8 protein-coding genes, 5 tRNA genes, 2 rRNA genes and 1 riboswitch are annotated in these 13740 nt (G+C 50.1%); of the genes, 14 read left to right on the top strand and 1 reads right to left on the bottom strand.

Annotated elements, in window-relative coordinates; genetic code table 11:
- The 9 genes from Q0J41_RS00075 to Q0J41_RS00035 all read left to right on the top strand — a co-directional run.
- Nucleotides 1-117: ribosomal RNA gene (locus Q0J41_RS00075) — 23S ribosomal RNA — on the top strand; the annotation flags it as partial.
- 68 nt (nt 118-185) lie between these two features.
- A 5S ribosomal RNA gene (gene rrf, locus Q0J41_RS00070) occupies nt 186-302 on the top strand.
- Nucleotides 303-309: 7 nt separating this feature from the next.
- Nucleotides 310-382, top strand: a tRNA-Asn gene (locus Q0J41_RS00065).
- A gap of 8 nt (nt 383-390) precedes the next feature.
- Nucleotides 391-481, top strand: a tRNA-Ser gene (locus tag Q0J41_RS00060).
- Nucleotides 482-487: 6 nt separating this feature from the next.
- Nucleotides 488-561, top strand: a tRNA-Met gene (locus Q0J41_RS00055).
- A 161-nt stretch (nt 562-722) separates the two neighbouring features.
- Nucleotides 723-794, top strand: a tRNA-Glu gene (locus Q0J41_RS00050).
- A 3-nt stretch (nt 795-797) separates the two neighbouring features.
- Nucleotides 798-870, top strand: a tRNA-Val gene (locus tag Q0J41_RS00045).
- 65 nt (nt 871-935) lie between these two features.
- Nucleotides 936-1023, top strand: a riboswitch (SMK box riboswitch).
- Nucleotides 1021-2217 carry a methionine adenosyltransferase gene (gene metK, locus Q0J41_RS00040; protein ID WP_296224517.1) on the top strand — a complete coding sequence of 399 codons (1197 nt, stop codon included), beginning with the start codon at nt 1021-1023 and terminating at the stop codon, nt 2215-2217. It overlaps the preceding riboswitch by 3 nt.
- 64 nt (nt 2218-2281) lie before the next feature.
- The gene (locus Q0J41_RS00035; protein WP_296224516.1) at nt 2282-3730 is read left to right on the top strand and encodes an MDR family MFS transporter; all 1449 of its coding nucleotides are present in this window, start codon (nt 2282-2284) and stop codon (nt 3728-3730) included.
- Nucleotides 3731-3787: 57 nt separating this feature from the next.
- Here Q0J41_RS00035 and Q0J41_RS00030 read toward each other — a convergent pair whose 3' ends face one another.
- A complete protein-coding gene (locus Q0J41_RS00030; protein WP_296224515.1) occupies nt 3788-4447 on the bottom strand; it encodes a phosphatase PAP2 family protein in 660 nt (219 codons plus the stop codon).
- Between the two features lie 295 nt (nt 4448-4742).
- On the opposite strand from Q0J41_RS00030, the gene leuS reads away from it, so the two are divergent.
- The 5 genes from leuS to Q0J41_RS00005 form a co-directional block, all read left to right on the top strand.
- Nucleotides 4743-7157 carry a leucine--tRNA ligase gene (gene leuS / locus Q0J41_RS00025; RefSeq protein WP_296224514.1) on the top strand — a complete coding sequence of 805 codons (2415 nt, stop codon included), beginning with the start codon at nt 4743-4745 and terminating at the stop codon, nt 7155-7157.
- Between the two features lie 94 nt (nt 7158-7251).
- Nucleotides 7252-8871, top strand: coding sequence for a polysaccharide biosynthesis protein (locus Q0J41_RS00020; protein ID WP_296224513.1), 1620 nt, complete (start codon nt 7252-7254; stop codon nt 8869-8871).
- Between the two features lie 385 nt (nt 8872-9256).
- Entirely contained in the window at nt 9257-11671 is a 2415-nt protein-coding gene (gene ppsA / locus Q0J41_RS00015; protein ID WP_296224511.1) for a phosphoenolpyruvate synthase, read from the top strand.
- 161 nt (nt 11672-11832) lie between these two features.
- Nucleotides 11833-13011 carry a hypothetical protein gene (locus Q0J41_RS00010; RefSeq protein ID WP_296224507.1) on the top strand — a complete coding sequence of 393 codons (1179 nt, stop codon included), beginning with the start codon at nt 11833-11835 and terminating at the stop codon, nt 13009-13011.
- A gap of 221 nt (nt 13012-13232) precedes the next feature.
- Nucleotides 13233-13740: thiamine pyrophosphate-binding protein (locus Q0J41_RS00005; RefSeq protein WP_296224505.1), on the top strand; the 508-nt coding region annotated here is incomplete at its 3' end.

The following is a 13740-nucleotide window of genomic DNA, read 5'->3' as shown; positions in this document are numbered from 1 at the left end:
TTTCCCATTTCTTCAAGAAAGTAAGACACCTCAGAGACGATGAGGTAGATAGGCCGGGAGTGGAAGAGCCGCGAGGCTTGGAGCGGACCGGTACTAATCAGTCGAGGACTTGACCAAAAGAGCAAAGCAATGAGGTTTTGACTTGGTAAAAGATATTCAGTTTTGAGCGTGCAAGCTCAAAAGAGTGCGGTGGCAATGGCAAGAAGGATACACCTGTTCCCATGCCGAACACAGTAGTTAAGCTTCTTAACGCCGAAAGTAGTTGGTGGGAAACTGCCTGCGAGGATAGGAAGCTGCCGCGCTCAACATTCCGCCTTAGCTCAGTTGGTAGAGCGCTTGACTGTTAATCAGGATGTCGTCAGTTCGAGTCTGACAGGCGGAGTTTAATATGGAGTGTTGTCCGAGCGGCTGAAGGAGCATGATTGGAAATCATGTATACGGGTAAATACCTGTATCGAGGGTTCAAATCCCTCACACTCCGTTTTATGGCGGTGTAGCTCAGCTGGCTAGAGCGTCCGGTTCATACCCGGGAGGTCGAGGGTTCGATCCCCCCCGCCGCTATAAGCAAACCACGACTTGGTCGTGGATTTTTTGTTTTGTATTTTTATTTCTCTCTTCTTTTTTCTATTCTTTTAGCTTTTCTATTTTTTCTGAAAACTTTTCTCAAAAAAAGCTTGCATTGTCCGGAAATTGCTGTATACTAGTAAACGTGCTTACGAAAAGGCCCGTTGGTCAAGTGGTTAAGACACCGCCCTTTCACGGCGGTAACATGGGTTCAAATCCCGTACGGGTCATATGGAGGATTAGCTCAGCTGGGAGAGCATCTGCCTTACAAGCAGAGGGTCACAGGTTCGAGCCCTGTATCCTCCATTGTTCAGAAGGTTACCGGACGGTAATCTTTTTTTTTACAAAAAACTGAACATGTTTAAAATATTATTTGTTACAAGTCCTGATAGGATTCACCAAATTGGTGAAGATGCCTTGTAACCGTGTAGCTAGTCTATAGGGGGACACACATAGATGGAAAAGCACTTATTTACGTCAGAATCAGTTTCAGAAGGACATCCGGACAAGGTCGCTGACCAGATCTCCGATGCCATCCTGGACGCGGTACTCGCCCAGGATCCGCAAGCCCACGTGGCCTGTGAGACTTCTGTAACTACCGGCTTGGTCTTGCTCTTTGGGGAAATCTCGACTACGGCCAATGTTGACTACCAGCAAGTCGCGCGCAAGACGATCCGCGAGATCGGCTACAATGACCCGGACCTGGGCTTTGACGCCGACAACTGCGCCGTTTTAGTAGCGCTGGACAAACAGTCGCCTGATATCGCCGGCGGGGTTGATGAAGCCCTGGAAGTCCGGGGAGAAGACGACAGCGATGAACTCAACCAGATCGGGGCTGGTGACCAGGGGCTCATGTTTGGTTTCGCCATCAATGAAACGCCGGAATTGATGCCTTTGCCAATTTCTTTGGCCCACCGCTTGATGCGCAAAGTGGCCCAGCTGAGAAAAGAGGGGACCTTCCCTTGGCTGCGGCCAGATGCCAAGGCCCAGGTTACGGTGGAATACGATAACGCCGGTAAGCCTAAGCGGGTGGACACGGTCGTTATCTCAACCCAGACCAGCCCTGACGTGACTAATGAAGAGATCCGGGTGGCCATGGTCCACGACGTGATTAAGGAAGTCATTCCAGACAAGTTCTTGGATGACGAGACCAAGTACCTGATTAACCCGTCCGGCCGCTTCGTTATCGGGGGGCCGAAAGGGGACGCCGGTCTGACTGGCCGCAAGATCATCGTTGACACATACGGCGGCTATGCCCGCCACGGCGGCGGTGCCTTCAGCGGCAAGGACGCCACCAAGGTCGACAGAAGCGCCTCATACGCTGCCCGCTACGTGGCTAAGAACATTGTCGCCGCTGGCCTGGCTGACCGCTGTGAAGTCCAGCTGGCCTACGCTATCGGGGTGGCCCACCCGGTTTCCATTATGATTGATACTGCCGGGACCGGCAAGGTGAGCGACCAGCTTTTGACCGAAGCTGTCCGGGCCAACTTTGACCTGCGGCCAGCCGGGATCATTAAGATGCTGGACCTACGCCGGCCAATCTACAAGCAGACGGCGGCTTACGGCCACTTTGGCCGCACCGATGTCGACCTGCCTTGGGAAAAGACCGACAAGGCGGAAGCCCTCCAGGCTTTTGTCAATGGCCGTAAGTAATATTTTTGGAAAAACTGAATACACGTAAGACATTAACGTAACATAAATTTCGTTGGAGAAAAGAATGAAGAAAACAAACGTGAAAATGGTCACGCTCGCTGTCTTTATCACCACTTTTATGTCCGCGATCGAAGGCACCATTGTTTCGACCGCGATGCCAACCATCATCGCCGATTTGGACGGGCTGGCAATCATGAGCTGGGTGGTCTCTGTCTTTCTGCTGATGACGGCAGTCTCAACGCCGATTTATGGGAAACTGGCTGATAGCGTAGGACGCAAGCCAGTTTTTTTATTTGGCATTGGACTCTTCGTGATTGGGTCAGCCCTCTGCGGTTTCTCGCGCTCGATGGTGGAATTGATCATCTTCCGGGTCCTGCAGGGACTTGGTTCAGGGGCTATCCAGACAGCCGGGGTGACGGTTTTGGCGGACATGTATGATATTGACAAGCGGGCTAAAATGCTGGGCCTGACTTCGGGTTTCTGGGGCCTGGCTTCGGTTATCGCCCCGCTTTTGGGCGGTTTTATCGTCCAAAAGCTGTCCTGGCACTGGGTCTTTATGATCAACGTGCCGATCGGCTTGCTTGCCTTTTTGCTGGTTGCCTTTTACCTGCATGAGGATATTGCTAAAAATAAATTACAGATCGACCTCAAGGGCAGCTTTAGCCTGGTCATCTTCCTTTTATCCCTGATGCTGCTTTTGCAGGGGCTAGAAAAAGGCTTCAGCTGGACTTTACTGCTTTTGGCAGCTGTCATGCTGGTCAGCCTCGGCCTTTTTGTCAGGGTGGAAAAAACTGCCGCTGACCCGATCATTCCTTTCAGCATCTTGAAAAACAAGGAATTTCTGGCGGTCAACATCTTGCAGCTCCTGGTATCCGGGGTCGTGATTGGCTTTGAATTCTACATCCCGACCTGGTTGCAGGGGATCAACGGAGTCAGCGCTTCAATCGCCGGCTTCGCCATTACGCCAAGCTCTCTTTTGTGGGTCTGCGGGTCCTTTTTAGCCGGTGACCTTATGGGCCGGTGGGGGACGCAGAAGTACTTTGACGCGTCACTTTTGCTTTTAATCGGGGCAGACCTGGCCTTCATCCTGATTCCGACCTACACGCCATTTTGGGTCTTCTGCCTGGTCGCCGTCTTCAACGGGATCGGCTTCGGCAGCATCGCCACGGCCAGCCAGGTCCGGGCCCAAATGGTGGTTGACAAGAGCCAGGTAGGGGTGGCAACTTCCTTTAACACTCTGATGAAGTACCTGGGTCAAACTGTCATGATGGTCTTCTACGGGATGACCTTCAACGCGGTCGTGGCCAGCGGGCTCAAAAAGCAGCCTTCTTTGACCAGCGAGATGATGAACAAGATTGTCTCCCCAGTCCAGGCTAAAAGCCTGGATCCGGCCGTTTTGGCCCCTCTGCGGAAGATCCTGCATTCAGCCATGCGTGGAATCTACATCGTTTCTCTGCTTGCCCTGCTTTTGTCTTTGGTCTGCAACCATATCTACCGGCAAAAGAAGGATTAACCAAATATGAATGCAAACAAAAATCTGCTCACGGCATGTGAGCAGATTTTTTTGTGATTAAGGATTTAGCTTATTCTTTTTGTCCAAGACCTTGAAAAAGAGCCAGCTAGCCAATGAACTGAAAGCCAGGCCCTCGCACCAGCCCCCTAAGACGTCGCTTGGCCAGTGAACGTGCAGGTACATTCTGGTAAAACCAATCGACAGGGTGAAGAAGACGCAGAAGACGATCAACCAGGTCTTGACCGGCTTCTTTTTCACCAAGATGACGATCAAGGCGATCAAGACCAGGGCCAGGGTCATGGAACCGACCGAGTGGCCAGACGGGAAGGAAAAGCCGTCGGCATGAACCGCCTTGTCCATCCGGGGCCGCTGGCGCTGGATGATATTTTTGATAATTGAGTTGCAGGCATTTGCCGCGATCATGGTTAAGCTGGCAAAAGCGGCATGGATGTAATTTCGCCGGTAGACCAGGAAAAGAACCAGGGCCACGGTAAAGACCGTGATTGTCAAGGTATTGCCCAGCTGGGTCCAGTAAAAGGTCAGCTGCCTTTCGGCCGGATTGTTGTTTTTGATAGCATTGTAGACTACCGTATCAAAAAACTTGATAAAGGGATTCTTGCTAGCAATCAGGTAGACCCAATAGGCAAAAAAGAGGCTGAAGGCACCGCCAAAAATTAAAAGCGGCTGATAATTAATTTTATTTTCTTTCGTATTCAATTGTTTTTAATTTTTCTCCCTTGTAAAATTTTAGCCATGTGGTAAAGTATAATAGTTATCGAGAAAATAATAAAGGGCAGGGAGTAGTAGAAATTTTTCTTTCTTCAGAGAAGAGCCGGTTGCTGCGAGGCTTGAAAGAGGAATTTTGAACTCACCCGGACAATGCCAAAGTGTTGTTTCGCTTTAAGAAACATTTGAGTGTCACGCGAAGGCGTGGAACTTAGGTGGTACCGCGAAATAACTCGTCCTATGTTTAACATAGGGCGTTTTTTGTTTTTAGGAAAGGATCTATCAGATGTACAACCATAAAGTTGTCGAAAAGAAGTGGCAAAAGTACTGGCTGGAAAACAAGACTTTTAAGACTGGGACTGACCCAAAGAAGCCAAAGTACTACGTCCTTGACATGTTCCCTTACCCATCTGGCAAGGGCCTGCACGTTGGTCACCCGGAAGGCTACACCGCTACTGACATTATGGCCAGAATGAAGCGGGCCCAAGGCTACAATGTCTTGCACCCAATGGGCTGGGATGCCTTCGGTCTGCCGGCAGAACAATACGCCCTGCAAACGGGTAACGACCCGGCAACTTTCACCGACGAAAACATTGCCCACTTCAAGAAGCAGCTGCAAGCTTTGGGCTTCTCCTATGACTGGGACCGGGAAATCAAGACCACTGATCCGAACTACTACAAGTGGACCCAGTGGATTTTTGAACAAATGTACAAGATGGGCCTGGCCTATGAAGCTGAAGTACCGGTTAACTGGTCACCAGACCTGGGCACGGTTGTCGCTAACGAAGAAGTTATCGACGGCAAGACTGAACGGGGCGGCTACCCGGTTTACCGGCGCAAGATGCGGCAATGGATGCTGAAGATCACTGCTTATGCTGACCGTTTGCTAGACGACCTGGACGACTTGGACTGGCCGGAACCGATCAAGGAAATGCAAAGAAACTGGATCGGCCGCTCAGTTGGGGCCCAGGTAACCTTCAAGATCAAGGACTCAGACAAGAGCTTTGACGTCTTTACTACCCGGCCGGACACTCTCTTTGGCTGCGCGTACACGGTTTTGGCACCGGAAAACGAACTGGTTAAGGAAATCACCAGTCCGGAGCAAAAGGAAGCCGTTGAAGCCTACATCAAGTCCATCGAATCTAAGTCTGACCTGGAAAGAACCGACTTGAACAAGGACAAGACCGGGGTCTTCACTGGTGCTTATGCAATCAACCCAGTCAACGGGGAAGAAGTGCCGGTCTGGATCTCTGACTACGTTCTGGCAACATACGGGACCGGGGCAGTTATGGCCGTTCCAGCCCACGACGAAAGAGACTACGCTTTCGCTACTAAGTTTGACTTGCCAATCAAGGAAGTCGTTGAAGGCGGCGACATCAGCAAGGAAGCCTTTGCCGGTGACGGGGTCCACGTCAACTCGGACTTTTTGAATGGCCTCCGCAATGAAGAAGCTAAGGCCAAGATGGTTGACTGGCTGACTGAAAAGGGCGTCGGCGAAAAGAAGGTCAACTACAAGATGCGGGACTGGAACTTCTCCCGTCAGCGCTACTGGGGTGAACCAATCCCGGTCATCCACTGGGAAGACGGGGAAACCACTTTGGTCCCAGAAGACGAATTGCCGCTGCGCCTGCCTAAGGAAAGCAACATCAAGCCTTCCGGCACTCCGGAAAGCCCGCTGGCTAACCTGACTGACTGGGTTAACGTTGTTGATGAAAATGGCCGGAAGGGCAAGCGGGAAACCAACACCATGCCGCAATGGGCTGGTTCAAGCTGGTACTTCCTGCGCTACATCGACCCGCACAACGACAAGGCGCTGGCTGATCCAGAACTTTTGAAGAAGTGGCTGCCAGTTGACCTTTACATCGGCGGGGCAGAACACGCGACCCTGCACCTGCTTTACGCTAGATTCTGGCACAAGGTCCTTTACGACTTGGGCGTCGTGCCAACCAAGGAACCGTTCCAAAAGCTCTACAACCAGGGCTTGATCTTGAAGAACCATGAAAAGATGTCCAAGTCCCGGGGCAACGTGGTTAACCCAGACGACGTTGTTGACGAATACGGTGCCGACAGCCTGCGGACTTACGAAATGTTCATGGGACCTTTGAACGCGTCTATTGACTGGGATGACAACGGTCCTTCCGGTGTTAAGAAGTTCCTTGACCGGGTATGGCGGACTTTTGTCAATGACTTAGACCTGGATCCGATCCCATCTGAAAAGATTAGCGACGAAAACGACGGCAAGCTGGACAAGATCTACAATGAAACGGTCAAGACTGTTACGGAACACTTTGAAGAACTGCGCTTCAACACGGCTATTTCCCAAATGATGGTCTTCATGAACGCCTGCCAAAAGGTCGATAAGATTCCGCGGGAATACGCTGAAGGCTTCGTGAAGCTGATGGCTCCGGTTGCTCCGCACATGATGGAAGAAATCTGGCATGTCTTCGGCCACGATGAAAGCGTACAGTTTGCTGCCTGGCCGACTTATGACGCAAGCAAGCTGGTTGAAAGCACGGTTGAAATGGCGGTTACGGTCAACGGCAAGAAGCGGGGCAGTTTCGAGATTGCCAAGGACGCAAGCAAAGAAGATGCTCAAGCAGCCGCAACCGCTCTGCCGCACGTAAAGGAATTTTTGGAAGGCAAGGAGATCAAGAAGATCATTGTCGTGCCAAACAAGATCGTGAACATTGTTGCCAAATAAATCTAAAATTTTCCTAAAAAATCAATTTATGGTATATTTCAAACTGGATCAGGAATATGATAGTAGGTTGAAGTATAAAGATTAGGGAAGTTTTATGGCAAAGAACAAATCACAGACCAACTCCCAGGCCCAGTTGTTAAAGGGCTCGGCCTGGATGACTATTGGCTCGATCCTGTCGCGGATTCTCGGGGCGATCTATATCATCCCTTGGTATGCCTGGATGGGAAAGTATGGCAACTTGGCCAACTCTCTGACGGCGAAGAGCTACAACATCTATAGCCTGTTCATTATCATTTCCACCGCGGGTATTCCAGGGGCGATTGCCAAGCAGATCGCCAAGTACAATGCCCTGAATGAGTACGGGGTCGGCCGCAAGCTCTTCAGGCACGGCCTGGCCTTAATGGGGGGCTTCGGGATTATCTCAGCGGCCTGCATGTACTTTTTGGCCCTGCCGCTGTCCGGCTTTAACCCCCAGGAAGTACCGGTGATTCAGAGCCTGGCTTTGGCCGTTTTGATCATTCCGATCTTGAGCATCCTGCGGGGCTATTTCCAGGGCTTCAACGACATGATGCCTAGTGCCATGTCCCAGTTCGTGGAACAGCTGGCCCGGGTGATCTGGATGCTTTTGACGGCTTATATGATCATGCGGGTCCAGCACGGCAACTATGTCGACGCGGTAACCCAGTCCAACCTGGCTGCCGCGATCGGGGCCGTGTTCGGGATCGGCCTGCTGGTAATTTTTTACCTTAGGCAGAAGCGGACGGTTGATCCTTTGATTGCCCAGTCCAACAACCAGGTGCAGGTTTCAACCAACAGCCTGCTCTTTGAAATCATCCAGCAGTCGATCCCCTTCATCATCATTGACTCCGGGATCAACATTTTTCAGCTGGTGGACCAGTATACCTTCCACCCGATGATCGCCAGCTTCATGCACGTGCCCTTTGACGCGATCGAAAGCTGGTATGCCTTGTTCGGTTTGAACGCCAACAAGCTGATTATGATCGTGGTCTCCCTGTCAACGGCCATGGCAGTTACGGCTATTCCGCTCTTGTCAGGAGCCCACGCCAGAAGGGATTACCGGGATATTTCCCGGCAGATCGGCAATACCTTGGAACTTTTCTTATTCGTCTTATTGCCGGCTTCGCTGGGGATGGCCGCAATCTCAGACCCCTTGTACACCATTTTCTACGGCTATGACCGGCTGGGGGCCCATGTCTTGTACCTGTCCTCCTTTACGGCCATCAGCTTGGGGATGTTTACGGTCCTCATGGCCGTCTTGCAGGGGCTGGATGAAAACATGTACGCGATCCGCTATTTGATCCTTGGTTTGGTCATCAAGTCAATCGTTCAGTATCCGATGATCCGCCTTTTCAAGGTCTATGGCCCGCTTTTGGCGACCAACCTGGGCCTGTTGGCGGTCATCGCCATGTCCCTCAAGCATCTCAGCGTGAAATACCGCTGGCGGGCTGACCGGACCATGCGGCGCTTTATCGGGATTGCCAGCTTCTCCTTAGTGATGTTCGCGGCAGTTTTTGCTGCCGTTAAGCTAGGCGGCCTCTTCCTCAGTCCTTACCAGCGCTTGTCTGCCATACTGCTCAGCGGCCTGGCGGTAGCCGTCGGCGTGCTTGTTTACGGGGGCTTGAGTCTTAAGACCGGCCTGGCTGAAAACATTTTGGGCAGCCGGGTGACCCGGATCATTCAAAAGTTCAGATAATAGAATAGAGCCAGTTAAGGATCCTCCATTTGGAGGATCTTTTTTTGCGCATCTTTTGGGTATTTTTCCGCTTTCATTTTTGTCCAAAACGTTTATTCATGGGAAAAATCTTGCGAAAAAAATTACAAAAAGCCTAGGCCCTGCAAGGGACGAAGCAATTTTTTGATAAAAGTATTTTTTAGTTTGTGAATAAATACAATTCAATAGTTGGCGGCCTTTTAACAAAAAAGCCTTTTTTAAATACTGTTATTTTAATAAAGGAAACGGTTACAGTAAATTATCCCAAAAAACTTGTAAGAAACTGTTGACATTTTTTCACAAAAGGACAATAATCAATAGTGAAAAGTGAAAAGGCTTACAAGCCGAGTGATATGAGGTGAAAACAATGGAAGTTAATGACAAGAAGGAATTGACTGAAGAAGAACGCGAAAATGCATACGTTCTTTGGTTTAACCAACTGCGCCGCGCTGACGTGGCCCTGGTTGGGGGCAAATCATCATCATTGGGTGAATTGACTTCAGGTACTGACGTGCCAGTGCCTTATGGTTTTGCAACGACCGCACACGGCTACCGGCACTTCATGGAAGTCAATGGTTTGAACGAGAAGGTAAATGCCTTGCTGGCAACTTTGAAGGACCCGGAAGACTCAGAAGAACTGCACCGGGTCTGCAGCCAGATCAGAAAGATCATGTGTGAGGCACCAATGCCGGAAGACTTAGCCGAAGACATCGGCAACTCATATGACGAACTGGCCAAGATGACCGGGCAAAACGAACCATACGTTGCGGTTCGTTCAAGTGCTACGGCCGAAGACCTGCCAGACGCTTCATTCGCCGGGGAACAAGACACTTACCTTAACGTTAGAAGCCGCAAGGACGTCATCCGCAAGGTACAAGACTGCTACGCTTCCCTGTTTACTGACCGGGCAACCTACTACCGGATCAAGCAGAACTTCCCGCAAGAGAAGGTGGCTTTGTCAGCTGCTGTCCAAATGATGGCCTTCTCCAAGTCAGCCGGGGTCATGTTCACGGTTAACGTTGCCAACGGTGACGACACCAAGGTCATGATCGAAGGTTCATGGGGCTTGGGCGAATACATAGTTCAAGGGACGGTTACCCCGGACAACTTCGAAGTTGACAAGGAAAGCATGCAGATCGCAAGCAAGACCATCAACAACAAGAACATTGAATTGATCCGTCTGCCAGGCGGCGGGGTTGAACAAAGAGACGTCCCAGAAGACGTGGCCAAGAGTCCATGTTTGACTGATGAAGAAGTTATTGAACTTGCCGGCTACGCTAAACAAATTGAAAAGCACTATGGCTGCTACATGGACATGGAATGGTCCAGAGACCAAGACGACAAGCTCTGGCTCGTTCAAGCCCGGCCGGAAACCGTTTGGTCACAAAGAAAGAAGGAGGGCGGCACCAAGGAAGCAACTGACGCTAAGGCTCCAAGCTCCAACAAGGTTTTGGTTAAGGGTCTGCCAGCCAGCCCTGGTGTAGCTTCAGGTATCGTACACGTAATTGACGACCCGAAGGACATCGGTGACTTCAAGGAAGGCGAAATCCTGGTTACCTTGATGACTTCACCAGACTGGGTCCCAGCCATGAAGAAGGCGGCCGCTATTGTTACCAACAACGGTGGGATGACCTGCCACGCGGCTATCGTTTCCCGGGAAATGCAAATCCCATGTATCGTTGGTACCGCCAGCCGGGGGACTTTTGCCACCAGATTGCTGAAGACCGGCCAGGAAGTAACGGTTGACGCTAAGAACGGGGTTGTCTACCAAGGGGTGGCTGACGAAGTCGTTAAGCCAAAGAAGGCTGAAAGTGCCCCAATGGCCGCAGCTGAATACTTCCCGCCAACGGCAACCAGAGTCATGATGAACCTGGGTGACCCGGACCTGGCTGAAAAGTACTCAACTTTGCCAGCTGATGGTATTGGTTTGATGCGGGAAGAATTCTTGTGGACCACTTACATCCACCAGCACCCGCTTTACTTGATTGAAACCGGCCACCCAGAACGGGTTGTCAACGAACTGGCTAACGGGATCAGCAAGGTCTGCCGGGCCATGAACCCAAGACCAGTTGTCTTGAGATTCTCTGATTTCAAGTCCAGCGAATACCGGAACTTGAAAGGCGGGGACAAGTATGAACCGCATGAACCAGCTGACCTGCTTGGCTGGCGCGGGGCAAGCCGCTACTACGACCCGAAGTACATCGAAGCCTTCAAGCTGGAACTGGAAGCAGTCAAGAAGGTTAGAAACGAATTCGGCTTGAAGAACTTGAATGTCATGATCCCATTCTGCAGAACTGTTGGAGAAGCAGAAAAGGTAACCAAGATCATGGCTGACGAAGGGCTTGAACGTAGCCGCGACTTCAAGGTCTTCATGATGGCGGAAATTCCATCCAACATCATTTTGGCTGACAAGTTCAACAAGTACGTTGACGGCTACTCAATCGGGTCAAACGACTTGACCATGCTGATCATGGGGACTGACCGGAACAACGATGCCGTTTCCGACCTCTACGACGAACGGAACCTGGCTGTTAAGCGGGCAATCCGTCACTTGATCAAGACTGCCCACAAGGATGGCAAGACCGTATCTATCTGCGGCCAGGCACCTTCAGAATACCCAGACTTCACTGAATTCCTGGTTAAGAGCGGGATTGACTACGTTTCCGTAAACCCGGACATGGTTAAGGAAACCAAGCTCAACGTAGCGCACTTTGAACAAAGAATCCTGCTGGACAAGGCTACCGGCCTGGGGATGCAGGACACTGAAGACTACGAATGGTAATTAGATTGATTTGACCATAAAGTCGCTCCAAAAGGAGCGGCTTTTTTGTTGAATAATTGCAAAAATCAAGCATTTCATGCCAATTTGACGTAAAATTAAAAATGAATTATCATAATTTTTTTAGTAAAAAGGGCACTTTAAGTTAAGAGGAAAACAGATAAATGGCACAACAATACTACTCAATGGATCAAATCGCAAAATTGGCACAGGTTTCCCAGCAGCAGGTCTACTACTTGATCAACATGAAGTTCAAGTTCAAACCGACCTTGACTGACCCAAGCGGAAATAAATTTTATGACGAGCGAGCGGTGGGGCAGATTTTTCAAGAGCTGGGCAAGGTACTGCCTAAGTCGGCAGCTTCGCCGGCAACCGACAACGGCCTTTTGGACATCAATGCCCTGGCAGAAACCACTGGCCTGGGCAAGAAGAAGCTGCGGATTTTTTTGCGGGAACACAAGGAATTGAAGCCAGACTTCGTTGATGAAAAGAACCACAACAAGAAATACTGGGGACCAAACGCCATCCAGTACATCAATGACCACTTCGGGGCCGAAGAGGAAAAAGAAAAGGCTGAAGAAAAAACTACTGAAGCAGAAGAAAAGACTGTAGACAAGAAGACCGAAATTGAGGAAAAGATTACTGAGGCTGAAGTCAAAGAAGCAAAAACAGCAGAAGCTGTAGTAGCAGCAAAGACTGAAGACAAGCCTGCAGAGGAGGAGAAGCAAGAACAAGAAAACAAAGAAGAGACTACTGTTAAGGCCGAAGAAGAAAAGTCTGTTGCAGAAGAAAAAGAAGACAAGCCGACTGGTCCGCGCTTTATCAAGAAGGCGCCGCGCCCGGCAACGGAAAAAATAGTTGAACACCCGCAAGTTGAACTGCCTTTCGCCTTTGATGACACCGAGAAAGCTGAAAACAAGGCTGAGGAGGCCGATAAGCCAGCTCCTGAGTCAGAAGTCAAGGAAGCAGCAAAGCCGGTGGAAAAGGCTGAAAAGAGCCATGAGCCGGCAAATGACCAGCAGTTTGTCGTTAGAAAACGCACTAGCGACGATAAGCGGGGCCGGGGTAATTACGGCAAGCACAGAAACAACCAGAGAAACGGCTACCAAAACCAGAACCGGACCAACAATTACTCCAAGCGGCGGGAGCTTTTTGCCGGCAAGATGAAGCTGGTTACGGAAAAGGGGACTTTCTACACTGACCAGTTTGCCAGCCTGGAAGAACTGGCTGAATACGTCTTTTCATCCAAGGACGGCTTCATGAAGGTCGAGAAGTACAACCGGGGTGAATTTTCACCAGCCTATATCTCAACCAAGAGCATCATCGAATTTGAAGAAGCTTAAAAAAGGCGGATCGGAAGATCCGCTTTTTGTATACTTTCATTGATAAAGCTTTGTCTAATATCCATAGAAAAGTTTTTAACCTGTGAAAAGCAGGAGACAGTCCTGGCAATATCGGAGAAAAATAAAATTAATATTTTCACAATGTTGACAGCGCTTACAGAAGGCCTATAATTATCACTGTAAGTAAGTTTTAAAGGAATTAATTATAAGGAGATTCACTTATGGCAAAAATTAAGGGTGCAAACGCAGTTTTAGATGTTATGTATAAGTGGGGCATTGACCACCTTTACGGTTTCCCAGGCGGTTCTTTCGACTCAACCATGAACGCGATCTATGAAATGCAAGACAAGGTCAAGTTCATCGAAGTCCGTCACGAAGAAGCTGCTTCTTTGGCTGCTTCAGCAGAATACAAGCTTACTGGCAAGCTTGGTGTCTGCATGGGTTCAGCCGGCCCTGGTGCCATCCACTTGATGAACGGCTTGTACGACGCTAAGTACGACAAGACCCCAATGGTTGCCCTGGTAGCTAACGTTCCAACTCCTCGTCAAGACATCAACTTCTTCCAAGCCTTTGACGAAATGCCATGGTTCCGTGACGTTGCTGTTTGGGTACACCAAGCCAAGACCAAGGAAGCTTTGCCGGTTTTGATGGACACTGCTATCCGTCAAGCATACGCAAAGAAGGGTCCAGCTGTTTTGGTAGTTCCTAAGGACTTCGGTTGGCAAGAAA

The sequence above is a fragment of the uncultured Lactobacillus sp. genome, from assembly GCF_944327175.1.
In the GTDB taxonomy this organism is placed as follows: Bacteria; Bacillota; Bacilli; order Lactobacillales; family Lactobacillaceae; genus Lactobacillus.
This window is presented reverse-complemented; position numbering and strand designations above follow the sequence as displayed.